Below are 24,628 nucleotides of genomic sequence, written 5' to 3'. Positions count from 1 at the left end.
AAAAAAATATAGCCTCTTCAACATTAAACGGATAACACTAATGAAAAATATTTACTTATTTTTGTATAGTAGGTTTACAAATAAATTGTTTTCGTTTATAGTTGACTAATCAATGATTGATGAGTCAACTATTCAGAAGGAGGATGGAAATGGATCTTAAAGGATGTAGCAAGCTCTATTATCAGATCAAAATCGCAAATCAGGTGATGGTGTCCAGATTTGAGAAAAAAGTTGGATTTAGTCTGACTAGGTACGAATTAATGGCGTTTCTTAAAGAAACTGGAAAATGCTCGCAGAAAAAAATACAGTCTGAACTGTGTATAGACAGTGCCGCTGTTACGAGACATTTAAAGATTCTAGAAGAAAAAGGATACGTGATTCGTGAAAGAAACAAAGACAATAACCGCGAAGTCTTCGTAGAGATCACTGAAAAGGCGAAAAAGGAACTGATGAATTGCGAAAAACAATTTGATGCTTCGCAAAATGCTTCATGCCATTCACTGACTCCGGAAGAAGAAGAACAGTTAGCAACGTTGCTTCAAAAAATAATTAAACAAGAAGAGGATTAAGAATGACAAAGAATAATGATTTTTCAGATATCACTTATAACAGAAAATCCATCCGAGTTTACGATGAGAATGTGAAGATTCCTCACGAAGAAATGCTTGAAATGCTTCAGAAAGCAACGATTGCTCCCTCATCTGTTAATATGCAGCCTTGGCGTTTTGTAGTGGTTGAGAGCGATGAAGAAAAAGCGAAATTAAAACCATTAATCCGTTTTAATACTAGACAAAATGATACATCTTCAGCAATGGTGCTTATCTTTGGTGATATGGAATGTTATGAGTACGGAGAAGAAATTTACGATCAAGCAGTAGCCGAAGGCAAAATGTCTCAAGAAGTCAGAGATGAGCAAATTTCTGCCATCATCCCTTATTACAAAAATTTGACTAAAGCAGAAATGAACGATGTTGTAAAAATCGATTCAAGTCTAGCTGCTATGCAATTTATGCTGGTTGCACGTTCTTATGGGTACGATACAAACCCAATTGGTGGATTTGAAGCCGATCAGTTAGCAGAAGCATTTGTCTTAAGCAAAGACCGTTATGTACCTGTTATGATCTTATCTGTTGGAAAAGCAGTAGAAACTGGTTATAATTCTATCCGATTAAATGTAAAAGAATTTACTACTTTTAAATAAGAGAGGAAGATCATCAGATGAAAGTCATTAATGCGCAATTTTTTATTAAAGAAGATAAGCGCGAAGTATTTATAGAAGATACAAAAGCGTTAATTGCAGAAACTAGAAAAGAAGAAGGGTGTTTAGAATACCACCTTTATGAATCACTAGAAGAAAGAAATCTATTCATCATGGTAGAAGTTTGGGCAGATGATGCAGCAATCGAAATCCACAACCAAAGCCCTCTACTACAGAAATTATTTGGCAATGTAGCAGATTTCAGTGCAAAAGCCCCTGTATTAAGAGTTTCAGACTTGATTGAGAACGCCTAAACGATTGATCTTCAGTAGACTACTTCGATTTTAGAAGTAGTCTCTTTGTTTATTCGTTTTTTTAGTGAAATATCATTTTAAAAAGGATGAATTTTGAGAATAAGTTAGAAGAAACGAACTCTAAAAGTAGATTATACTAAAAACATCTGTTAATCGGCCCATGAATCTGTTATGATAATCTTTAAAAATATCATGAGGACAGCGAACTCGCTGGCTAGATTACTAGGAGGAAAAAGATGAATAGAACGCTGATACATAAACTTCCTAAAGTCGAACTGCATTGCCATTTAGATGGATCTGTTCCAATCAATCTGTTAAAAGAAATGGCTCTTGAACAAGGGATGGACGAAAAAATCATGGACAATGTTAGGGCGCCAGAAGATTGCGAAGATTTAAAAGACTATCTTTCTTGCTTTGATGTGATTTTATCCGTCTTACAGACTGAAGAAAACTTGAAGAGAGCCGTTTATGCGGTCATCGAAGAAGCCCATAAAGAAAATGTACGATACTTGGAAATCCGTTTTGCGCCACTACTTCATCTAGCAAAAAAAATGACACCAAAACAAGCCATCACAGCAGTCAGTGAAGGTGTAGCCAAAGCACAAGAAGACTTTCCGATTCATGTCAATATTCTTATATGCGGACTCCGAAAAGATTCAGAAGAAGAGAACACGCAGCTCTTTGAAGCCGTATATGAACTGAAAGCTGCGCACGTTGTAGGGGTGGATATCGCAGGAGATGAAGCACAGTATCCAAATGAGTATGTTGAGAAATCAATCGGATATGCAGGCGAAAACCACTTTCAGATCACCATGCATTCTGGAGAATGTGGATGTGCCCGAAATGTATTAACAGCCATGCACTTAGGAGCGACCAGAATCGGCCATGGTGTAGCTATCCAAAACGATCTCGAAGTGTTAAAAGAAGTTAGAGACAGAAATGTCTTACTCGAAATGTGTCCTACGAGTAATGTTCAAACACGAGCCGTAAAAAGCTGGGCTGACTATCCGCTCAGGTTCTTTCTTGACCAAGGTATCCCCGTTAGTATCAATACGGATAACCGAACCGTATCTAATACAACCTTGACGGACGAATTTATGCTATGTGTAAAACATTGTCAACTGACCCATCAGGAAATGAAAAAAATTACCTTAAACAGTGTTGAGCATTCATTCGCGAGTCTTGATTTGAAGAAAAAATTAATCGAGCAGGTAGAAAGTCAATACAATTAAAAAAGCATCCGATTCTAGAATCGGATGCTTTTTGACCACTTTTTATTACAAGGTTACAATGACAGGACCGTCTTTAGACACGATGATGGTATGCTCAATTTGAGCAACTTTACTTTGTTCAACGGCCAAAGTCCAGTCATCATCTTTTTGATAAATTTCTTCTTCAAAAGAGGAGATAAAGGGTTCAAAAGCAATAACCATGCCTTCTTTTAACTTTACATTATCCCATTTGTTTTTATAGTTGAAGATATGTTTTGGTGATTCATGGATGGAACGTCCCACTCCATGACCAGTTAGATTCATAATAACCGTCAAATCGTTTTGCTTAGCGGTTTTATATACGGCTTCTCCAAGATCACTTGTCGTAGATCCAGGCATCGCTTTTTTAAGACCAGCTTCAAAAGCAGCTTTTGCCACTTCACAGACTTTAGTGGATAATTCAGAGCCCTTTCCGACTACGAAAGATAAACCAGTATCCGCAAAATAGCCGTTTTTCGATCCGGAAACATCAATATTTACTAAATCGCCTTCTTGTATCACGCGGTCTCCAGGAATGCCGTGAGCCACTTCTTCATTAACACTGATACAAGAAAAGCCTGGAAAATCATAGACGCCTTTTGGTGCAGACACAGCGCCCGCTTCTTCAAATCGCTTACCTGCTATTTCGTCCAGTTCTTTTGTTGTGATGCCTGCTTTTGTTTGTTCGATCAGTTCATCTCGAATCGCTCCGCAAATTTTTCCAATCTCTTTTAATCCATTATAATCTTCTTCTGTTTTTGCAATCATTTTATAGCCTCATTTCTTCTATTCAAAAAGTGTAAGTAGTTATTCTACCTTAATCATACTCCCTTTTGCCACTTTAAGGAACTCCATTTCCTTAATAAGTGACAGAGTTAAGTAGAGGAGAGTGTGACTGCTCTGCTGGCAACGGAAGTAGCCGGAGGATTTACTGGAAACGTCTTTGGCTCTATTTATTTGTAAAACAAATTGATTCCATCAAGGCCACTTGTTCTAAAGAGAGCATCGAGTAAGCAATTTATGATGTTTATTTTCAAGAAATACATAAAGAGTATTTGACAAAATCTCTGTAAAAGATAAAATAGATAAAGTTAGTTTAAATGAGTTTCCAATAACTCATTTGATGCATAGGAACTGGATCGAGGACCTGATCAAGGAAGGAATTAAAGATTCAATATGGAAAATAACTTTTGGAATGAATTGCCGAAACCATTTTTTGTTTTGGCACCTATGGAAGATGTAACAGACGTTGTATTCAGACACGTTATCAGCGAAGCAGGTAGACCCGATGTTTTCTTCACAGAGTTTACGAATACAGTTAGTTATTGTCACCCAGAAGGACGTAATAGCGTACGCGGACGTTTGACCTTCACTGAAGATGAGCAGCCGATCGTGGCACATATTTGGGGAGATCAACCTGAACATTTCCGCGAGATGAGTATTGATATGGCTAAAGAAGGTTTCAAAGGCATTGATATCAATATGGGTTGCCCTGTACCCAATGTAGCTAAAAAAGGGAAAGGAAGCGGGTTGATCCTTCGCCCAGAAGTTGCGGCTGAATTGATTGAAGCAGCTAAAGCCGGTGGGCTACCGGTCAGCGTGAAGACAAGACTAGGTTACGCAAAACTGGATGAATGGCGCGACTGGCTAACACATTTATTGAAGCAGGATATCGCTAATTTGTCTATTCACTTACGTACTAGAAATGAAATGAGTAAATACGATGCACACTGGGATATGATTGCGGGAATCAAGGAATTGCGTGATGAGATCGCACCCAATACATTGCTGACGATCAATGGAGATATTCCTGACCGTAAAACTGGCTTAGAGCTTGTAGAAAAATACGGGGTCGACGGTGTTATGATTGGGCGTGGTGTATTCACAAATCCTTATGCTTTTGAAAAAGAACCAAGAGAGCATAGCGGTGCTGAACTACTGGGACTTTTAAGAATGCACTTGGATCTGTTCGATCAATATTCAGTTGGAGACGGTCGATCATTCAAACCGCTTCGTCGTTTCTTTAAGATTTATGTTCGTGGAATGAAAGGTGCCAGTGACTTGAGAGTTCAGTTGATGGAAACGACAACGACTGATCAAGTACGTGCACTACTGGATGCCTATGAAGAAGCCCATCAAGACGTATTAGAAGATGAAACAAATAGTGTTACTGTAGAACAATAAAAATAGACTTCGCCTTAATGATGAACTGGCGAAGTCTATTTTTTTGCTTTTCATCATTCAACATCTGGATGCAGAAGATCAGCTAGTTCGCCTTTTTCAATAATACGCTGCTTTTGTTTTAAGTTCATAAGATTCTTCTGATAGTCTTTAGCATAAAGAACGGAAAACACAGTATCTAAAATGTATTCAAAAGCGACTTGAGAAGAAAAGGTACCAACTTTCAGAAAATCATATTCATCTTGAGTAGCAACAATCGATAAATCAACTATTTTATGTAAAGAAGAAGTTGGATTGCCTGTCAAAAGAATGGTTGGAACACCTTCTTTTGCAAAGTACTTAATATATTGATCGTACTGAGGAATTTTTGCACTATAGGTAATAAAAACAGCACAATCATTCTTGGAAAGATTTGCGGCATTCCAAGCCTGATCGGCATAGTCTTCTGCAATCACTAAAAAACGGTTGAGCTTGACCATTTTATTTTGAAAGCTACGGGCTCTGATTTGAGAATCGCCTTGTGCAAACAGAAAAATCCGATCGGCTTTCATCAGTATTTCTGCAGCAGTATCCAATTTGCTGGGCGTTAGTTGCTCAGAAGCTCTTCGAATGGCTTCTATCGAAAGGTCCGCCATTTTCTGAGAAATTTGACTTGTTGTATCCGTTGAGTCAAAAGGGAAATTTGCATCGACTTTTCCCAGTTGATGTAAGTCTTTGTAGACTGTTTCAGAGAGTGCTAGCCGAAATTGTTTGTACCCGTCAAAACCTAACTTTTTGGACAGTCGAACAATGGCTGAGTGAGAGGAATAGGTCTGTTTAGCGAGTACCTCGATTCCAGTAGATGGAATTGAAGTGATATGTTCTAAAATATAATTTGCAATTTGTTTATCAGTAGGCGTTAAGCCTTCTTGGCGTTTCAATTTATCGATTAATAACATACGTTCACCTTTTTATCAGAATGATTTGGCTACCTTAAGTATACTATATAAGAAACTTGCGCCGCATACAAAGAAGTTCTAAACAAAATGTTCAACGCTTTTTTGAAAATAGCCGCTTTAATGGCAAAAAAAACCAGAATAGAAAAGAATCATACGAATCTAGTTTGAATCCTTTATAATGAAGATAACGATTATAGAGGAGGCAAAACATGCTAACGATTGCATATATAGGAAACGGTAAAAGTACGAACCGATATCATTTACCTTTTTCTACAAAATTAAAAGATAGAATTCATATCAAAACGATCTATTCCCCTTCTGGTAAAAAAGAATGGACACCACTTGAAGGCGTTCATTATACAACCGATATCAAAGATATTTACGATGATCCTGAGATTCAATTAGTGGTCCTTTCTACTCCAGTGACGACGCATTTCAAATTAGCTACCGAAGCTTTAGAAAATGGAAAGCATGTACTCGTTGAAAAGCCATTCACTGAAACGGCTGAGGAAGCTCGTACGTTGTTTGCACTGGCAAAAGAAAAAGGACTAGTGATTCAGTGCTATCAGAACAGACGGTACGATTCCGACTTTTTGACAACTCAAAAAGTAATTGAAAGTGGCGTACTCGGAGACATACTGGAAGTGGAGATGCATTATGACTACTACAGACCAGAAGTGCCTGAGCGTACGACTTTTTCTAAAGAAGAAAGCTACCTTTACGGGCATGCATGCCACACGTTGGACCAAGTTTTATCCTACTTTGGTGAGCCAGAAAACGTCCACTATGACGTTCGTCAACTTTTAGGCGAAGGCAGAATGAACGATTACTTTGATTTGGATCTTTATTATGACAAGCTGAAAGTATCTGTAAAATCTAGTTACTTCCGTTTAAAAGAACGACCAAGCTTTGTGGTCTACGGGAAAAAAGGTGTGTTCGTTAAACAGACAAAAGATAGACAAGAAGAGCACCTAAAGGTCTTTTACATGCCAGATCATGCAGACTTTGGAATAGACTTGCCCGAACATTATGGTGTATTGACGTATATGGATGATCAAGGACACTACCACGAAGAAAAAGTGATTTCAGAAATTGGCGATTACAGCCAAGTTTACGCAGATCTTTATGAAACGATTGTAAATGGGAAAGAAAAAGTCATCAAAGACAGAGAGACGATTCTACAGATGGAAATGCTAGAGGATGGTATAGAGCAGTTAAAGTAGTCCATCATAGCAATAGATCAGAAGAAAAGTGGGAGGCTCAGTATGAAATTAGGGATATTAGGTTCAGGGATGATTGTGAAAGACTTTTTGAGTATGGTCGTAGATTTACCACAAATTGAGCTCAAAGGAATCTTTGGCACGGAAAGAAGCTTAAAGGTTATGGAAGAGTTAAAAGAAACGTATAAAATTGAGCAAGTATATACAGATATCGATAATTGTTTATCAAACGATGCGATTGATACTATTTATGTTGCTCTGCCCAACCATTTGCATTATTCATTTACAAAAAAAGCGTTAGAAGCAAACAAACACGTGATCTGTGAAAAACCTTTTACATTAAGCTATGACCAGTTGGTTGAACTAGAAATGCTTGCCTCAAGTAAAAATCTGGTCCTAATAGAAGCCATCACGAATCAATATTTAACAAATTACAAAAAAATTAAAGAAGAATTGAAAACACTCGGCAAAATCAAACTGGTAGAGTGCAATTATTCTCAGTATTCTTCAAGATATGATGCATTCAAAGAAGGAACCATTCTTCCAGCATTCAATCCTAAAATGGGTGGAGGCGCCTTAATGGATATCAATATCTATAACATCCATTTTGTTGTTGGACTATTTGGGGAGCCAGAAGCTGTTCATTATTTTGCAAATGTTGAACGAGATATTGACACATCGGGCACACTCATACTCGAATATCCAGATACTAAAGTCGTTTGTATTGGAGCGAAAGATTCTACATCCGAGATCCAGTCTACGATTCAAGGAACAGACGGATCGATTATCGTTAAAGGCGCGACAAATGTTGTGGATGCTTACAAGAAAATCCTGAATAAAAAAGAAACAGAACTCGTTAACCACAATAGCCATCCACATAGAATGTATGAAGAATTTAAAGTGTTTGACGAAGTGATAAAAAACCGAGACACTGAGTTTGCAAAAAAACAACTGAACCATAGTAAAACGGTGATGAGTATCGTTGAAAAAGCACTACAACATGCGGGTATTTCACTAGGTTAAACCCAGATCAGCATAAAAAAAGCCATTTTTATCTGCTCTTGATTCAATCGAATCAGGAATGAGATTGGAATGGCTTTTTTCTTTTTGGATAAATAGGTAAAAACAGTCTAAACGTGATATTATATTCTGGAATCAAGCTATGTTATGCTATAGAAAATGAGAGGAGACTATCTAGTTAAATGACCATATTTGATGAAATCAAACAAGAAATTATGGAAGATCCATTGAATAGAGCATTCACGGATAGAGGGGTTCCACCTTTATTTAAAGCTTCTACCGAGGCAATAATCGCAATCGTGGGTCAAGCTCCGGGCCGAAAAGCTGAAGAAACACAATTGTTCTGGAATGATCCTAGTGGAGACCGTCTGCGTGAGTGGATGGGGATAACGAGAGAACAATTTTATACAACAGACAAAATTGCGCATCTACCAATGGACTTTTATTATCCAGGCAAGGCAAAGTCAGGAGATGTGCCGCCGCGCAAAGGATTTGCTGAAAAATGGCATCCCCGTCTATTAGAAGAGATGCCACAGCTGGAGACGATTATTCTAATTGGAACGTATGCCCAGAAATATTATTTAGGAAAACGACGTGAAAAAACACTGACAGAAACGGTCAGAAACTTTGAACACTATTTACCTGAATACTTACCACTAGTTCATCCTTCCCCACTGAATCATGGATGGCTAAAAAGGAACCCGTGGTTTGTGGAAGAAGTCGTACCAGAGCTCAGAAAGCTCGTAGCTATTGAATTATAAAGCTGTTAAACTCAGTTCTTTTAGTGTAGCGTCAATGAATTTCCGACGCATCAAGAAGTCGCTTCCGTGTTTTTTGACAGCTGTGACCGTTCCTTCATCTGAATAGACACCGGCATAAATTTCAGGATGTTCAACAGCTGAGATCACTGATTGGCTGCCTTGTTCGATCGTTACGAAAAAAGGTGCTAACAGGCCAAAAACTAAATCCCCAACTCTTTGGCCTACGTTGTTTTTCCCGATATTTGTTGAGACCATCCCCGGGTGAACCGCAGTCACTTTAAGACCTTTCTTGGCGTACATTTCGTGCAATTCTTGTGCCAGATAAAGGGTGCCCAGTTTAGAGCGACCATAACCGGTAATCGGATCAAAGTGTTTAGGATTAAAGAAAGGTTCTTTCATTGGAACAAATTTATAGGCTCCGGATGAGACAATCACAATCTGTTTTCGTAGACTATTCTCTACTAAGGGTAATAGTTCGTGTGTTAGTAGGAAAGGACCTAAATAATTTGTGGCCATCATCAATTCGTAGCCATCTACACTTTTCTTTCTACTTGTAGAAACCATACCAGCATTATTGATGAGACAGTCAATATAAGTATAACGATCACGAATCGTTGCCGCAGCCCCTTTGACAGAAGCTAAGTCGCTCAGGTCACATTCAATGAGTTCTACATATACCGAGGCATTGACCTCATTTAGTTCTTTTTTCAAACGTTCTCCTTTTTCCAGATTCCGACAAAGCAGAAGTATGCGATCAAATTTTGATGCGAGAACTTTGACCGTGCCTCGACCAATACCTGAAGTTGGACCTGTAATGGCTAAGATAGATTCAGACATACGATTCCTCCTATAAATTCATTAAAGACTTACTGTACTCGATAACTCTTCTAGTGCTTTGTAATCCAGAATCGTATAATGATTTTTGTGTTTCTCTATAATCTGCGCTTCTCGAAAGCTTGTAATGGTGCGCAGTAGATGGCGATAACTGACGTTCAAAATAACTGCACAAGTGGTTAATTGATAAGCGAAGGTGTGGTCTTTTTCATGTTCTAAAATGAATTTTGCAAGACGCGTTTCTACTGGCTCGGTTAGAGAGTTGGCCAGATTAACCCCAGAATTCAATCGGAAACTCAATATCTGACAGATGCTTTGAAGAAATTTGATGTCGTTTTGAAGAGTGTGACGATGCTGTTTCAAACTGACTGCCAAGCAAACGCAAGGCGTCATCGCTTTTACATTACTTTGAGGTGTCATTTCCCATAGAGAGGACGCTTCTCCAAGCAAGGTAGCTGGATGAGAGTAATCGATACAGATGTTTTGTGTATCAGAGGAATAAGAATAAATCATCACGGTTCCTTCGACCAGAAAATAAAGATAATCTGAACGACTATCCGTTTGAATTAAGTGTTCGTCCTTATCGAACGAATAGAGTGCAGCAATCGATAAAAGATCCGTGTCCATGTAGGACTGCAAGTCATGTTCTTTAATATAGTTCAGTAATTGTTCATCAAGATTCAGTTTAATCATTGAGATGAGAACTCCTCAAAGTGGTTTTATTTTTATTATAAAGGATTCGGTTATGCACCACAATGCGAACGAAGATAGATTACAGGTGTTAAATGTATGTTAAAATAGTGTAAATGTGACATGCGTCACTTCCAGATTAATCAACAATTGTTATGATAGAACAGTACTAGATACTAGTTCAAGCAGGAGGAGAAAAGAATGGCGTTCAAGCGATTAGCACAAGGGTTAGTTGGTTTGTCATTATTAGCAGTATTGTCAGCATGTGGAAACTCAGCGGATGAAACACTCATGGTTCAATTCGTACCGACAAATAACGATGGGACGATGGAAGCAAAGTCGGAACCATTTGCGGAGTATCTTTCCGAAAAACTAGATCGTGATGTCGAAGTAACGGTAGCGACAGATTATTCTTCTATTGTAGAAGCAATGGATGCAGGGCAAGTAGATATTGGCATCATGCCACCAGCTGCTTATGTTCAAGCGAGAGAAACGGATGGCGCTGAAGCAATTTTGACGTCGCAATTAGGGGATTATGATCAAGAAACCGGCCTTCCATTAGAAGGAGAGCTAACGAACACGTTTAAAGGGGAAATTTTAGTTCGTACGGATAGTGATATAGAATCTCTAGAAGATCTAAAAGGAAAGAACATCATTACCTTAAGTCCGACTTCCGCAAGTGGTTATATTTATCCAATTGCAGAGATGAGAGAAGCCGGAATCGATCCGACGAATGAAGTGACCATGACGCCAGTCAGTGATATTCCAAGCGAACTTTCAGCTGTACTAAGCGAACAAGCCGATGCTGCTTTTGTATTTGAAGGCGCTCGAAATGTGTTTGCCTCTTTCTTTACGGAAGATGATTTGTTTGAGGATTTAAGAGTTCTTTATTTAACTGAAGGAGATATTCCAAACGATGCAATCGCTGTGCAACCGGAAATGGACGCAGATCTGAAAGAAGAGATCAAAGCAGTCTTCTTGAACATGAAAGATGATGAAGAAGGCTCGGAAGCTATGGCAATATGGGGACACCAAGGGTATGAGGAAGCGGCTGATTCAGCGTATGATACCATTCGTGAATACACCGAAAAAGCCAGTCAATAAAAGTAATGATAGATAGTAGAGGATCGTTCGTTACTAGATTCAAGAAGGATCATTGAGAGGATTCTTTTTGAATCATCAGCCAGAGTAGAGGCTGGTCTGATTGTATATAAACATAAGGTAGAGTGTGCAACTGAAAGGCTTTTTGAGAGAAGTTTTTTAGTTGCCGTGCAAACGTAGACTAGAATAAATACCGTCTTGATGGAGATCATGGCGGTATTTATAGTTATTTCTAGCTACGTAATTTGAGGAAAGAAAATGAGTATAAATGAATATAGTACACCTATCTGATATCCACTTCAGAAAAACCTATGAACAAAGCAGTGAAGGATACAAAGGAATGTTGGCGAATATGCGAAGTCCCCTTATTCCGCTTAAAGAGTGTCTGGAAGAAATACGAAACAAACAGGAAATTGATCTTCTAATCATCAGTGGAGATTTAACAGATGATGGAGAGGCAGAAGATTATCGATTCCTGAAAAAAGCGATTAGAGAAGTCATCGGTGACACAAAAGTGATTGTTACATTAGGAAATCACGACATCAAAAGACAATTTCGAGAAGGCTGGTTAAACGAATCACCGTCTGACGAACCGTATAATCTTATCGAAACTTTTGAAGACTTTCATGTTATTTCGTTTGATAGTGCCGTTTACGAGAATTCCAATGGACACGTCTGTGATAACCAACTAAAATGGTTAGACCAGGCGCTAGAGCGTACACAGGATAAGCCAGTAATGTTGGTGACACATCACCACTTAATAGAGCAGCAAAGCTCTATCCCAAGTCTGCCAGAAGGTAAGCAAGTATTAGAAAGATTACAAGGCAACAATATATTGTGTATTCTAAGTGGACATACGCATCATGCTTATAAAACAAAACTGGAAAACGTACCGTATTTCACAGTTGTAGGGATGTCTTTTGTAGGAGAAGATATTGGGGAGTATCAGATCCAGTTTGAAGAAAAATATGGATACAATGTTTATCAGATTGAAAACGGTCAGTTCAAAGATGCGGAACACAAAACAGTCTCAACAGGCAAACAATTGAAAACAGTCAATATGAAACAATAAACGAATGAATCATTAAATAACCTAGTCGGTCAGCTTATATAGCTGTTGGCTAGGTTATTTGTTTTGAGTCGGTGTAGCTAATTAAATAGTATTCATTATTAACCGATTTATATACATTTATACAGTTTGTTTTTGTATGATAATAGAATATAATTGTGATTAAATTGTATATATGCTACGCTGATATTCGACTAAAATAGGAGGTTCCAACGAAATGGCCACTAAACTGAAATTTATTTTGTTATCATTGCTTGGTTTTATATTTTTTTTAGTACCGTTTACGATTAATGGTGAGAGTAGTATACTGATCTCTCATATCGTTACCTTTGTAAATACTCAGATTTTTGACGCATTTATCTTGTTTACAGTAGCTTGCTCATGGATTGTTCTACTTGGAACAATCATCTTTACTTTCTACACTTCGAAAAGTGAGTACTTGAATTCTGTTTTCAAAGCTTCTCCACTGAACATATTTTTGAGAATCGTAGGATCGTTTCTTTACTTAATGGTCATCAATGGATGGTTTGAACAATCCGCTATCGGGCAGGCAATTTTAGACGGTGGAACTGGAGGAACGATGGCTGGTGACGGTGGTTTACTGACCACACTCTATATTACGTTCTTTGTCGGAATCCTAGCTCTTCCATTATTAACGCATTTTGGAATCGTGGAATTTATGGGTGTCTTACTTGGACCGATCATGGAGAAAGTATTTAAGATCCCTGGGTATTCTACTATTGATGCCATTGCTTCTTTTGTTGGGGACGGGACGATTGGGATTGTTGTGACCGACACGCAATATCAAAGAGGATATTATAGTCAAAGAGAAGCATACATCATTTCAACGAGTTTTTCCATCGTAGGAATCGCTTTTGCGGCAGCAGTTGCGCAAGAGTTAGGTTTCGGATCGATCTTTCCAATATTTTATGGATCAATCATCATAGTGACGCTTATTATTGCATTCATTACGGCGCGTTTACCACTCAAAAAATTCAAAAGAACGTATTATGAGAACCAAGAACCCAAAGCAGCGGATGTTCCCGAAGGCAAATCTACCTTCAAACATGCCTATGACTCAGCCCTTGAACAAGCGGAATCTACTAAAATCGGAGAGGCTATTGTAGAAGCCTTGAAGCATGTAATCAGTATATTTGTTGGATTTTTACCCATCATCATGGCTGTTGGGACATTTTCTCTAATATTAGCTGAGTATACACCGATCTTTGATATTATCAGTGCACCACTTGTTTACGTATATGACTTCATTGGATACAGCACGGAAGTCGCAAGACAAATGGCACCTGCTTCTCTAGCAGGATTTGCAGACATGTACTTGCCCGCTTTATTTATTACAGATTCACCATCTGAGGCTTCTAGATTCTTTATTGGTGTACTTGCCTTTACACAACTTGTTTTTATGTCAGAGACTGGTATGATTCTAGTGAAAACAAAAATTGGTCTAAACTTTTTAGATATTTTGAAAATCTTCTTATTCAGAACGATTATTTCATTACCATTATTAGTCCTATTAACCAATATTCTGGCAGCGATGAATATCATTTCGTTTTAAATAGATTAAATTAAAAGCAAGCATGACTGAACGGTATTTTACGATACCAATCAGCTATGCTTGATTTTTTATTGTCTGAGATATTTTTTTATGTTACCGTTTTTTAAGAGGAGGGTTAGTATTAATAAAAATCGTAGACTGTTTATCACACTGATGAGTGTGGTTATGGGGTTCATGCTGTTTAGCATCACAGGACGTAACTACTTAAAGATGGATCGTCCATTATTCCTGAAATATGACCGTGATGAAACTCATTATAAATCAGAAGAAGCATACAGAGAGTATCGATTTAAATTAGAATACATAACGAACGATGATACCGATACTGTCGTTGAACAAATCGAATTTCCAGAGCACCCTGATCTTCAAGCGGTTGTTTCGGAAGTGAATTATCGGGACAATTTAAGTCAAGGCACGTATGATCGAATACATAATGGATCAACATAATTATCAAAGTGTTTTGATGTTGTTGGAGTTTACTACAGTCCACTACGTGTTTGTAATGGGGATAAACGAACTAGAAAGAAAACAGTTGGATGAGGCTGTTGAAAAATTTGTAAGAAAAGATAAAGTGTTTTTATGGTTGATGGGCTTAGGGATTTGTGGTGTGACGATTGGTGTAACAGCTAATACAAATTACTTTCAAATCGTGAGACTGGTAGGAAATACGCTAGCTTTAATAGCGGGAATGGTGCTTCTTTTTGCACTGAGCGATTTCAAGAAAACATTTTTGGAAAACGAAAGATAACCGTTAAGTGGCAAGTGTCGATTTGAAGCTTTCTTGTCGCTAGTTAAGAAGGTATACTAATACTAATGTACGAAAAGTTTCAGGTAATAGGAGAAACATCGCAGACAAGAGACATTGGAGGAAATAATGAATAATAATGATAGATTGGTTCGATTAAGATACGCTTTGGATATTAAAGACAATGATATGGTAGAAATCTTCAAATTAGGAGACAAAGTTGTAACGGTTAAAGATGTCCAACAACTCTTAACAAAAATAAAACAAAATCAAGAGGAAAGCGAAGAAGAGCACACAGCGAATGAATACGTCAAAGCTTGTGACAATCAGACATTGGAGTCTTTTCTTAATGGATTGATCGTATTCAAACGCGGTAAAAAAGAAGAAAGCTCAGGCGAGACGAAAAAACATCAAAGTATGATTAAGAATGATCGTAGTGTAAACAACGTTTTGCTAAAAAAAGTGAAAATTGCTTTAACACTAACAAGTGATGATATGCTAGATATTTTAGATGAAGCCGGAGTTTACATTTCAAATAGTGAACTGAGTGCCGTTCTTCGAAAAGAAGGACAGCGAAACTACAAAGAATGTGGCGACCGTTATGCTAGAAACTTTTTGAAAGGTCTAGCTTTAAGGTATAGAGGATAAACCACTAAAAATAGGCAGTCTCGATGTGCACATTGAGACTGCCTATTTTTATATAAACATTTTAGAATAAACTAGCTTAACTTTTTAGGGGCAGGTAAACTTTGAATTTTGAACCACGTTGTTTTGTACTTTCAACTTCGATAGAGCCTTCATTGATATCTATAATTCTCTTTACAATGGATAAGCCTAACCCCAGACCTTTTTGTGACTGATCTGATCCAACTTGATAGTATTGACGAAAAATCTGATCCACTTCTTCGTTAGTCATTCCTTTGCCAGTATCGGATATTTCTACAATAATATGTTGTTCATTTGAAGTTAGGGTTACTGAGATGCTTCCTTTTTCAGGTGTGAATTTAAAAGCGTTGTTCAAAAGGTTAATCCAAACATGCTTCATCAACTCTTCGCTACCATAGTAGTTGAGTTTTTCTAAATTATTTTCTAAGTGAATATTCTTATTGGCAGCCTCGTTCAGAAACAATATGACACATTTCCTTAACTGCTCATCAAGAGCATATTGCTTTTTATCTCTTACGATTTCTTGGGTATTCAATTGAGATAAAAGAATGGTTGTACTGGTCATATCGGACAAACGAGAAGCTTCTTCAACAATGATATTCAAATATTCTCTTTGCTGATCAAAATCAAGTTCATCTTCCAAAAGGAGTTCGGCAAATCCTTTGATTGATGAAATAGGTGTTTTAAATTCATGAGAATAGTGATCAACGAAATTGGTTTTCAATAATTCATTATTGGACAATTCTGCTGCAGCTTTATTTATATTGGAATAGACTACTGAAAATGGCCCCGCTTTTTTTGGGTTCAAACGAATAGAAAAATTACCGTCCGCAATTTCTTTTAAAGCATCTGCAACTGTTCCAATATATCTATAAACAATCTTTGTTAATGCATTGTTTAACATGCCCAAAAAAATGGCCATTGGAATAATCGTCCCACCGGATCGGAAAAGCATCTGAAAAAAATTAAAGGGTGAGTCTGTTTTATTGAAAAAGAAGTTTGAAATAACTTCTACAAATAAGTATGAAAGGATAGCTGCCGACATGATAATGAGTGTTTGCGCAACAATCCACGTTACAAGTTTACGTCTAGTAATGACATCGATATCTTCTATTTTATTGGTCCCCATTTATAATCACCGCTTTGTAGCCCAAACCTTTTACTGTAACAATTTCGAAATCATCTATTTGTTTCAGTTTATTCCTGATTTTGCTAATATGCGTTTTGATTGTGTCTTCACCACTATTAGAATCGTAACCCCAGATGTCGTCCAACAGTTGTGTCTTAGTAAAAACGATGTTCGGGTAAGAGAGTAGCTTGAAAATCAGGTTAAACTCTTTTTTTGAAAAATCGATTTCCTCATGATTATGAGTTACTTTTAGTGTTTGAGAATCTATTACTGTATGCGTAAGAACAATCTGATTATCGGAAGTGATTTTCGATCTCCTGAGCAAAGCCTGAATACGCCAAATCAATTCTTCATAGTTAATGGGTTTTGTTAGATAGTCATCAGTTCCTAGGGAAAATCCTAACCGTTTGTCATTTAATTCGTGCTTTGCAGTTAGTAATAGTATAGGTATTGAAAAAGCTTCGGCTCTTAAGGTTTTTAATAGTTCATAACCATCCATTTTTGGCATCATAATATCCGATACAATCAAATCAACTTTAGAACGATATAAAATCTCTAATGCTTCTTCTCCGTTCTGACAAGCGAGTACTCCATATTCTTTTTTTAACCTTGAAACTAATAATAGCTGTGTATTTGGATCATCTTCAACAACCAATATAGTTGCCATCTTATCCACCTCTTTTTGCTTTTATAAAATTAGTTTAACACGGAAGCGTGAAATAAAAGTAAACATTTTACGTCTATTTTACTTTAGAAAAGTATATTAAGGACACGAAGAGCAACAAAGAACAAAAGAGAGGAGAGTATTCCTATGAAAACCCCTCAGATTAATAGTTTTTCTAAAATAAAAAATATCAAAAGTTTAACAGTGGTAGCGTTATCTCTACTTATGATACAAATGATTGGTCTATTTATGATTGGATGTATAGCAATTTTAGCCATAACTTCTGTAACTATTTGTGTACTCCTTTTAGGTGTATTAGGTATATGGTTATTTGTTGTAAATCTTTCAAATAGTTCGGGCGCAATCTTGATCATACTCTCGATGATCTTTTTCAGTATTGGAATGACGTATCCATTGTTCTGTATATTAACAGACTTTTTTAAATCGTTTAGGATTTTTTGCCAAGAGGGTTTTCGTTGGTTAATTAAAAAGGTGAAGGAGACTTTTAAATGAGAAATAAAATGAAATATGTATCATTTGGTTTTATAGTTCTTTGTATAGTTTGCTTAGGTGCAGGAATCATCAGCAAAGGATTAGAAAATATAAATTATTACTACTGGTAGAAATAAAATAAAAAGTTTACGGTTATTTTACTTGGTAACGGTATAGTAAAGAATGTAAAGAGAGGAAGAGAAATATGTTACTTGAAAGTATCTTTGTCTTAGGTATGCTTGCGCTGATTATTTACGGATAACTCCATTTAGACCTGACAATTGAAAGGAGCGTGGGAAATGAAAAAAAGAATGAGAAATGTAGGGATATGTGTAGTTGGTCTAGTAACCTTACTTATCTACAAAGTGAAAACTAGATAATTGAAGTCCTCAAAACCATTGTGAAATTTCTGATGGAAGAGTTAAGCTAAAAAAATAATATTAAAATAAAAAAACATAAACAAATAGGAGAGATAAATTATGGGAAAACTAGAAAATAAAGTCGCGATTGTAACAGGTGCTGCATCAGGAATGGGTAAGTCTATTGCTGAGTTATACGCCAAAGAAGGCGCAACAGTCATGTTGGCTGATTATAATATTGACGGAGCTCTAGCTGTATCCGATGAACTAAATAGTCAGGGATTCACTACAAAAGCTGTAGGCGTCAATGTAGCGAATGCAGAAGATATCAATGAAATGTTCAAGGCAACAATTAACTCATTTGGAACTTACGACATCCTCGTTAATAATGCTGGAGTAATGGATAACTTCGAACCAGTTGGAGAAGTAACAGACTAAAACTGGGATAGAATTTTTAATATTAATACCAAAAGTGTAATGAGATCAATGCGTCAAGCTGTTAATTATTGGCTAGAAGAAGATAAAAAAGGGAACATTGTTAATACAATTTCTACTGGTGGATTAAATGGTGCTCACGCAGGAGCTGTTTACGGTGCTTCTAAACATGCTGTTACAGCATTAACAAAAAATACCGCATTCATGTACGCACAAAAAGGTATTAGAGTAAACGGAATTGCTCCAGGTGCGGTCGCAACAAATATTCAGTCTTCTATGACAGGCAAGAGTGAATTAGGTATGTCTAGAGCACGTCTAGCTCAATCATTAGTACCTAAAGTTGGACAAGCAGAAGATATCGGAAAAGTAGCTGTATTTCTTGGTTCCGATGAGTCTGATTTTATAAATGGAACAATTGTTGTTGCAGATGGTGGATGGACTGCCGCGTTTTAGTAAAGGCGTATCATTAAATCGTTTTTAAGACCCAATTGAAGATTAATTAAAGCGAAGCAAGTTTACTTATTAGAAAAGTAAACTTGCTTTTTTATCTTTAAACTAACAGAAAGAGCATTGAGAGAAAGTTATTTCAAAGGATTTGAAATTGCTCTAGAAGAGATAAGTCCGCCGCAAATGAATGTGCTCCTAATAAAGTAGTAGAGAGAATAAACTCTATTACTTTATTAGGAGCTTTTTTTTGCGCTATGAACGTGGAAGTATATCTTTATACTGCTTACGTAATTCGTGTAGTTTATCCAGCTGGTTCAAGTTGGTTTCTTTTTCATAGGAACTGATGGCGATAATGAGCATTTCGATCATCAAAGTAGGGGCAACCATCGAGTGGAATTCCCAAGGTTCTCCGCGGCTCCCAAATAAGGTGATATCTGCTTGATCTGAAATAGAAGAAACAAGCTGATCGGTCACAGCGATGACTTTATAGCCAACCTTTTTAGCTTCAGAAAAAATAACAGCCTCTTCAGGAAGGACCTTTCGACCGAAAGCTAACAAAATCACGACATCCTCTTTTTTTAAATGAATCATATCTTCAAGGAGTTCACTTCCACTATGAACCATCTTATGTAAAGATAATCCGTAGCGCGCCAGTCTGAAATACAAAAGATCCTGAAGACCGACTGAAGAACCTTGGGCGTAAATATAAACTTTATTGGATTGACTGACTAGTTGGGCAGCTTCATTTAATGTTTCTTCTGAAAACTGCTTTGCCGTGAATTCTAGATGATTCATGACCGTGTGAAAGTTTTTAGATAAGCCCTCCGCTTCAGAGGACTGAGATAAAATCGTCTCGATTTTTTTGGCAGGTGTCGGTGTCATCTCTTGGGTTGTTTTCTTTTTAAAGTCTTTCATATTCTTGAAGCCAGTAGAACGCCAGAAGCGTGAGATGGAAGCAATACTCAAACTCAGCGTATCTGCTAGTTCTTGTTCGGTAGAAAGTAAAACCGTCTGTAAATTGCGCTCTACATACTCAGCGATTTTCTGCTGGGAAGTCGTCATTTCCACTGTATTCCAATCAAATTTCAAATGTTTATCCTCCTAGTACATCAGCTTGTAATGTAAGTATAGCACTAAAATGTAAGAAAAATTACATTTTATATTAACTGATATAATTTTTACAATCAATTTACACGATTTAGGTTTTAAGTTAACAATCGAACGGTATAGTGTGGTTAGAACTTAAATTGGAGGGATAAAAAATGGGTCAATTGAAAAAGCGATACGTACTGACAGAACAACAGAAAATGATGGTGTTTATTTTATCGATGTCACTATTTGGCATGGCAACAATGGTATCAGAACTACTTCCAGAACTGAAATTTGGATTAGTAGAATTCAAAGTTGAATATTTCTTATTTATTCCATTATCATTAGCAATCTTGTTCCATCCATTACATGCAGCTGTAGGTGCAGCACTTGGCAGAATCATCTTCGGTGAAATTATGCTAGGACAGTTTGAAGCACTTGGAGAAATTGAAAGCTTTTTAGGACTTGTTTTGGCATTATATGTAGCCGGTATTATCGTTAGAGATCCATCCAACAAATTCATGGTTGGATTCGCAGCACTACTTGCCGTGATCATTGACCAATTTATCAGTATGGCTGTTGATATCGGTAAAGTCTGGATTGGCGTTGAAGAACTTGAAGCTGTTCCAGGATTGATTGAAAGTATTGTAGCCATCGAAGGGTTCGCCTTCTTGAATGATGTCTTGTTCTCTGGAATCTTGTTCGCAATGATCCCAACCATGTATCTCGTACCTAAATTATACGGCAAAATCGAACCCCTACTTGGCATGAAACCAAAAACCAAAGACCTACACGTTCCAATCAGTGATATCATCACACCAAGATTTATGGTCGGCGCAGTCGTAATCGCGGTTATCGCCTTTGTAGCTGAAGCTTTCTCCGAATCGGAATTCGCGCCATCTTTTGAGTGGGCCTTTGCCGTCGAAAACGAAATCTTGTTTATGATGATCAGCCTGATCGTCGCGTCTTTAATCTCCATCCTCATTATCTGGAAAATCATGAGTAACCGAGAAAATAGAAATACCGTAAACTAGACGATCTGCAGTAACGGAATTAGAAAGGACAGTATATGAGCTTAATCGAAATCAATCATGTGACATTTCAATATCCCGGAGCAACCCAGCCATCGCTGACGGACGTTTCCTTGAACATTGAAAAAGGAGACTTTATCGCCATCATGGGCGGGAACGGATCCGGAAAAACAACCTTATGCAAACTACTCAACGGCCTGATTCCCCACTATTATGTGGGCGACATCGAAGGCGAAGTGATCGTTGATGAAATGAAAACCTTAGAGAGCAAAGTGACCGATTTAAGCGGTTCTGTGGGGTATGTTTACCAGGACTTTGAGAATCAGTTGGTGAGAGCCAAGGTCATTGAAGACGCAAGTTACAGTCCACTGAATTTTGGTTATCCAGATTATCTGGAGCGCGGTAAGAAGGCGCTGGAAAAAGTGGGCTTGATTGGAAAAGACAATGAGTACATTTGGGAACTAAGTGGTGGACAAAAGCACTTGCTGGCGCTGGCAGGCGCGATTTCTTTGGAACCAGGGATTCTGATTGTAGATGAGCCAGTTGCACAACTGGATCCGCAACATGCAAAAGAATTATATGAAGTACTGAAGTTACTGAATGAAAAAGAAAACACAACAGTCATTGTAATCGAACACCATACAGAATTTATTTCTGAGTATTGTAAAAATGTAGTGCTAATGGCTGATAGTCGGATTCTATGGAAGAAAAGCGTACGAGATGGATTGACACGCATTCAGGAATTGAGAGACAGACAGATTTTCCCTCCTCAGATCACACAAGCTGCTTACGCATTAACTGGAGAAGAAGATACGACGCTACCGATTAATTTGAGTGAAGCCGTTGAGTATTTCAAGACATTCAACTTAACAGAACACTATCAGCCGTACTTGAATCCTGTTCCAGACCGTACAGGTGAGAAAATTGTAGACATCCAGCAAGTCGATTTCTCTTACAAAATGATTTCCAGACAGAAAAAGAAAATTTTAAACGATATCAGCTTGACCATTCATAAAGGGGACCGAATCGCACTCGTTGGAAATAACGGAGCTGGGAAGTCCACACTGATGAAACTGATGACAGGTATCGACAAGCCTGAATTTGGAGACGTCTTACTCAAAGACAAGAATACAAAAGACTTTTCTCCAGAAACCTTTGCGGATACTGTCACTTATATCTATCAGAATCCGGAAGAGATGTTTATCGAAGACTCGATTCAAGCAGATATTGAATACTTCTTGAAAGCGAGAAAGGTCAAGGACTATCCAGAAACCGTAGAAAAGATCATCGATTTGTTTCAATTAAGAGAAATCAAAGACCGCGATGGTCGACTGTTAAGTGGTGGACAGCAAAGAAGAGCGTCTCTAGCGATTGGTGTTGCGATGCAACCTTCTTTGATACTCCTTGATGAACCAACGGCGAATCTGGATATTGGAACTAGAAAACATATTTCAAAATTCATTCAGTCTCTCAAAGACGAAGCAGAAGCAGTTATTATTGCCACACATGATATGCAACTCGTTTCAGAATGGGCTAACCGAATCATTGTGATGAAAGATGGCCAGATTATTCATGATGGGGATAGAGCGTCAGTGTTTTCCAATGCTGAGTTATTGGAAAGTGCGGGACTAACGCCACCACAAATTATGGAGTTGAGTCGGACATTGGGAACTAAACTGGCATATTCAGTAGAAGAATTCGTAGCCTACGCACAAGACTGTAAGGAGGAAATGGCGTTCAATGGACATTACAAAGAAGCTGCAAGAGTTTATTAGTGTAGAACAACTTAAGATTGAAGTATTGAACGCTGCTTACGGGAATACAGAAACCACGATCGCAAAACTTGATTCAAGAACGATCTTTATGTGGTATTTCTTTTACGCAATTTTTCCATGGTTAACGCACAGCTGGATCGTACTGATTGGAATGTTTTTGATGCTCGTTGCGATGATTTACTTGGCTAAAGTGAGTTACCTATTACTGTTCTTGTTTGTATTTGGACTCGTCGGGCAAGGAAGTATGGTGTTAGGCGTTTCCTTATTCTTTGGCGGAAGTCTAGCGACCCTTCTTCCCATACTGATGTTTGAACTGAAGCTGGCCATTATATCGCTAGCTGGTCTGATCGCTTTTTCAACGATGGAACCAGAAAAACTCAGTGATGGACTGCTGAAAATTGGCGTTCCAGGACAAGTATCTTTTAGTATTTCTTATGGGTACCGAATGCTACCAACATTGATTGAAGAGTATCACCACGTCTTTATGTCTTTCCGCCTCAGAGGAAAAGCTCCTGAAAAGCACGGCTTTCTGTACTGGCGATCGGTCATTTATTTTATGACACTAGTCGTGAAGTCCTTTTATCCGCTCATGCTCAGTTCAGCGAAGCGGGCACGAACAACAGTGGAGTCTCTAGAATCAAGAGGCAGCTTATACTCTTTCAAAAATCCAGCAGTTAAAAAGGTAAAACTGGGGTATATGAAATTTTCTTATAAAGACAGCTTGTTTGGGCTATTCAACGTCTTGTACGTTGTAATGTTATTTATGCTCGCAGTTGCATTAACTTAAAAGGGAGTCATTAGATGAATATAGATTTTCACACGCACATCAAAATTGCCAAAATCTCTCGCTTTATGCCGGAGTATTTTGAAGATATGGTGGAAGAAGCAAAGGTTGCTGGCTTAACAGCCATTTGTATCACAGAACATTTCAATACGTTTCAGTCAATGGATACGTATGACTATTTAAAGGAACATTACACTTACGAAAAAGAATACTATAACGTGAGGGGCTTGAAAGTATTCACGGGTATGGAAGTGGATGTGCAAGAAGTCGGACATATTCTGATTATCGGTCAGCGAGACGAAATCGTCAGTATGAGACAACAGCTCACAGGCTTTGAACAGAAGCCAGATTTTATGCCGTTTAAAGCATTGATGGACTTGGCAGATCAATATAACGTACTCAGAATTGGTGGACATCCTTTGAGAACCAGTACACCACTGACACATCATGAACCAGAACAATTAAAACGACTGGATGCACTCGACTTGAACGGTAGAGACTTGTACGCTCAAGGACAACATCCTTACAGAGAAGAACTAGAAGCACTTGCAGATTCTCTAGGGCTTCCGATCGTCGGGGGTAGCGATACACATCAATACTTGCAATATGGATCTGTCTATAACGAAAGTAAACAAGAATGCGAAACGATTGAAGAGTTGAAATCAATGATCAAAACAAGAGATTACGAAACAAAAGTCTCAAGGGAACTTGATCTTAAAGTTAAATCCGCAAGCCTCGTTAAAAAACTAATCAAGACGTCTCTAGATGAGAATGGAATTGCGACAGGCTACAGTAATGTGGCTTTGAAAAGAGTCTCTACAGAAGTAATGAGTTAATCTACACAAAGAAGCGATCTGAGCGTA

General features: G+C 37.8%; 25 protein-coding genes and 1 pseudogene. 19 read left to right on the top strand and 7 right to left on the bottom strand.

Annotation, left to right across the window (positions count from 1 at the left end; all coding sequences use genetic code 11):
- Positions 1 to 149: 149 nt before the first annotated feature.
- The 4 genes from LG377_RS11585 (at position 150) to add (ending at position 2,744) form a co-directional block, all read left to right on the top strand.
- Positions 150 to 569, top strand: a complete 420-nt coding sequence (locus LG377_RS11585) for a MarR family winged helix-turn-helix transcriptional regulator (RefSeq protein WP_225744881.1) — start codon at positions 150 to 152, stop codon at positions 567 to 569.
- Between the two features lie 2 nt (positions 570 to 571).
- Positions 572 to 1,201, top strand: coding sequence for a nitroreductase family protein (locus LG377_RS11580; protein ID WP_225744880.1), 630 nt, complete (start codon positions 572 to 574; stop codon positions 1,199 to 1,201).
- Between the two features lie 17 nt (positions 1,202 to 1,218).
- Positions 1,219 to 1,512 (top strand): putative quinol monooxygenase, encoded by a 294-nt coding sequence (locus tag LG377_RS11575; RefSeq protein WP_225744879.1) that lies wholly within the window; start codon positions 1,219 to 1,221, stop codon positions 1,510 to 1,512.
- A gap of 236 nt (positions 1,513 to 1,748) precedes the next feature.
- Entirely contained in the window at positions 1,749 to 2,744 is a 996-nt protein-coding gene (add, locus tag LG377_RS11570; protein ID WP_225744878.1) for an adenosine deaminase, read from the top strand.
- A 45-nt stretch (positions 2,745 to 2,789) separates the two neighbouring features.
- Here add and map read toward each other — a convergent pair whose 3' ends face one another.
- The gene (map, locus tag LG377_RS11565) at positions 2,790 to 3,530 is read right to left on the bottom strand and encodes a type I methionyl aminopeptidase (RefSeq protein ID WP_225744877.1); all 741 of its coding nucleotides are present in this window, start codon (positions 3,528 to 3,530) and stop codon (positions 2,790 to 2,792) included.
- Positions 3,531 to 3,938: 408 nt separating this feature from the next.
- On the opposite strand from map, the gene LG377_RS11560 reads away from it, so the two are divergent.
- A complete protein-coding gene (locus LG377_RS11560) occupies positions 3,939 to 4,946 on the top strand; it encodes a tRNA-dihydrouridine synthase (protein ID WP_225744876.1) in 1,008 nt (335 codons plus the stop codon).
- 53 nt (positions 4,947 to 4,999) lie between these two features.
- On the opposite strand, the gene LG377_RS11555 is transcribed toward LG377_RS11560, so the two are convergent.
- Positions 5,000 to 5,881 carry a MurR/RpiR family transcriptional regulator gene (locus tag LG377_RS11555; protein WP_225744875.1) on the bottom strand — a complete coding sequence of 294 codons (882 nt, stop codon included), beginning with the start codon at positions 5,879 to 5,881 and terminating at the stop codon, positions 5,000 to 5,002.
- A 209-nt stretch (positions 5,882 to 6,090) separates the two neighbouring features.
- Here LG377_RS11555 and LG377_RS11550 point away from each other — a divergent pair, with 209 nt between their 5' ends.
- From LG377_RS11550 to LG377_RS11540, 3 genes are all read left to right on the top strand, one after another.
- Positions 6,091 to 7,104: a Gfo/Idh/MocA family oxidoreductase gene (locus LG377_RS11550; RefSeq protein ID WP_225744874.1), complete on the top strand. Its 1,014-nt coding sequence runs from the start codon at positions 6,091 to 6,093 to the stop codon at positions 7,102 to 7,104.
- A 42-nt stretch (positions 7,105 to 7,146) separates the two neighbouring features.
- Positions 7,147 to 8,124 (top strand): Gfo/Idh/MocA family protein, encoded by a 978-nt coding sequence (locus tag LG377_RS11545; RefSeq protein ID WP_225744873.1) that lies wholly within the window; start codon positions 7,147 to 7,149, stop codon positions 8,122 to 8,124.
- Between the two features lie 179 nt (positions 8,125 to 8,303).
- Positions 8,304 to 8,882: a uracil-DNA glycosylase family protein gene (locus tag LG377_RS11540; protein WP_225744872.1), complete on the top strand. Its 579-nt coding sequence runs from the start codon at positions 8,304 to 8,306 to the stop codon at positions 8,880 to 8,882.
- On the opposite strand, the gene LG377_RS11535 is transcribed toward LG377_RS11540, so the two are convergent.
- Both LG377_RS11535 and LG377_RS11530 read right to left on the bottom strand, forming a co-directional pair.
- On the bottom strand, positions 8,877 to 9,719 hold the full coding sequence (locus LG377_RS11535) for an SDR family NAD(P)-dependent oxidoreductase (RefSeq protein WP_225744871.1): 843 nt from the start codon (positions 9,717 to 9,719) through the stop codon (positions 8,877 to 8,879). The two genes, LG377_RS11540 and LG377_RS11535, sit on opposite strands and share 6 nt — an antisense overlap.
- A gap of 21 nt (positions 9,720 to 9,740) precedes the next feature.
- The gene (locus LG377_RS11530; RefSeq protein ID WP_225744870.1) at positions 9,741 to 10,409 is read right to left on the bottom strand and encodes a cyclic nucleotide-binding domain-containing protein; all 669 of its coding nucleotides are present in this window, start codon (positions 10,407 to 10,409) and stop codon (positions 9,741 to 9,743) included.
- A gap of 198 nt (positions 10,410 to 10,607) precedes the next feature.
- On the opposite strand from LG377_RS11530, the gene LG377_RS11525 reads away from it, so the two are divergent.
- The 6 genes from LG377_RS11525 (at position 10,608) to LG377_RS11500 (ending at position 15,542) form a co-directional block, all read left to right on the top strand.
- On the top strand, positions 10,608 to 11,510 hold the full coding sequence (locus LG377_RS11525) for a phosphate/phosphite/phosphonate ABC transporter substrate-binding protein (RefSeq protein WP_225744869.1): 903 nt from the start codon (positions 10,608 to 10,610) through the stop codon (positions 11,508 to 11,510).
- 265 nt (positions 11,511 to 11,775) lie between these two features.
- Positions 11,776 to 12,579 (top strand): metallophosphoesterase, encoded by an 804-nt coding sequence (locus tag LG377_RS11520; RefSeq protein WP_225744868.1) that lies wholly within the window; start codon positions 11,776 to 11,778, stop codon positions 12,577 to 12,579.
- Between the two features lie 214 nt (positions 12,580 to 12,793).
- Positions 12,794 to 14,149, top strand: coding sequence for a YjiH family protein (locus tag LG377_RS11515; protein ID WP_225744867.1), 1,356 nt, complete (start codon positions 12,794 to 12,796; stop codon positions 14,147 to 14,149).
- Between the two features lie 165 nt (positions 14,150 to 14,314).
- Positions 14,315 to 14,596: a hypothetical protein gene (locus LG377_RS11510; RefSeq protein WP_225744866.1), complete on the top strand. Its 282-nt coding sequence runs from the start codon at positions 14,315 to 14,317 to the stop codon at positions 14,594 to 14,596.
- A complete protein-coding gene (locus LG377_RS11505) occupies positions 14,583 to 14,897 on the top strand; it encodes a hypothetical protein (RefSeq protein ID WP_225744865.1) in 315 nt (104 codons plus the stop codon). The genes LG377_RS11510 and LG377_RS11505 overlap by 14 nt, the downstream gene beginning before the upstream one ends.
- A 126-nt stretch (positions 14,898 to 15,023) precedes the next feature.
- Positions 15,024 to 15,542, top strand: coding sequence for a DUF1456 family protein (locus LG377_RS11500; protein WP_225744864.1), 519 nt, complete (start codon positions 15,024 to 15,026; stop codon positions 15,540 to 15,542).
- A gap of 76 nt (positions 15,543 to 15,618) precedes the next feature.
- Here the strand turns inward: LG377_RS11500 and LG377_RS11495 are convergent, their stop codons facing one another.
- Positions 15,619 to 16,689 carry a sensor histidine kinase KdpD gene (locus tag LG377_RS11495; protein ID WP_225744863.1) on the bottom strand — a complete coding sequence of 357 codons (1,071 nt, stop codon included), beginning with the start codon at positions 16,687 to 16,689 and terminating at the stop codon, positions 15,619 to 15,621.
- Entirely contained in the window at positions 16,676 to 17,356 is a 681-nt protein-coding gene (locus LG377_RS11490) for a response regulator transcription factor (RefSeq protein ID WP_225744862.1), read from the bottom strand. Before LG377_RS11490 ends, LG377_RS11495 begins: the two co-directional genes overlap by 14 nt.
- A 968-nt stretch (positions 17,357 to 18,324) precedes the next feature.
- Between LG377_RS11490 and LG377_RS11485 the strand changes: the two are divergent.
- Positions 18,325 to 19,092: pseudogene (locus LG377_RS11485) on the top strand (glucose 1-dehydrogenase).
- 246 nt (positions 19,093 to 19,338) lie between these two features.
- Here the strand turns inward: LG377_RS11485 and LG377_RS11480 are convergent.
- Positions 19,339 to 20,175 (bottom strand): MurR/RpiR family transcriptional regulator, encoded by an 837-nt coding sequence (locus LG377_RS11480; RefSeq protein WP_225744861.1) that lies wholly within the window; start codon positions 20,173 to 20,175, stop codon positions 19,339 to 19,341.
- Positions 20,176 to 20,348: 173 nt separating this feature from the next.
- Here LG377_RS11480 and LG377_RS11475 point away from each other — a divergent pair, with 173 nt between their 5' ends.
- From LG377_RS11475 to LG377_RS11460, 4 genes are read left to right on the top strand one after another with little or no spacing between them, the layout of a single operon-like run.
- Positions 20,349 to 21,209, top strand: a complete 861-nt coding sequence (locus LG377_RS11475; RefSeq protein ID WP_225744860.1) for a hypothetical protein — start codon at positions 20,349 to 20,351, stop codon at positions 21,207 to 21,209.
- 35 nt (positions 21,210 to 21,244) lie between these two features.
- Positions 21,245 to 22,981: an ABC transporter ATP-binding protein gene (locus tag LG377_RS11470; protein ID WP_225744859.1), complete on the top strand. Its 1,737-nt coding sequence runs from the start codon at positions 21,245 to 21,247 to the stop codon at positions 22,979 to 22,981.
- A complete protein-coding gene (locus LG377_RS11465; RefSeq protein ID WP_225744858.1) occupies positions 22,947 to 23,768 on the top strand; it encodes an energy-coupling factor transporter transmembrane protein EcfT in 822 nt (273 codons plus the stop codon). Before LG377_RS11470 ends, LG377_RS11465 begins: the two co-directional genes overlap by 35 nt.
- Positions 23,769 to 23,782: 14 nt before the next feature.
- Entirely contained in the window at positions 23,783 to 24,601 is an 819-nt protein-coding gene (locus LG377_RS11460) for a PHP domain-containing protein (RefSeq protein WP_225744857.1), read from the top strand.
- The last annotated feature ends 27 nt before the right edge of the window (positions 24,602 to 24,628 follow it).

It is taken from the genome of Marinilactibacillus sp. Marseille-P9653 (assembly GCF_916618885.1).
In the GTDB taxonomy this organism is placed as follows: Bacteria; Bacillota; Bacilli; order Lactobacillales; family Carnobacteriaceae_A; genus Marinilactibacillus.
This window is presented reverse-complemented; position numbering and strand designations above follow the sequence as displayed.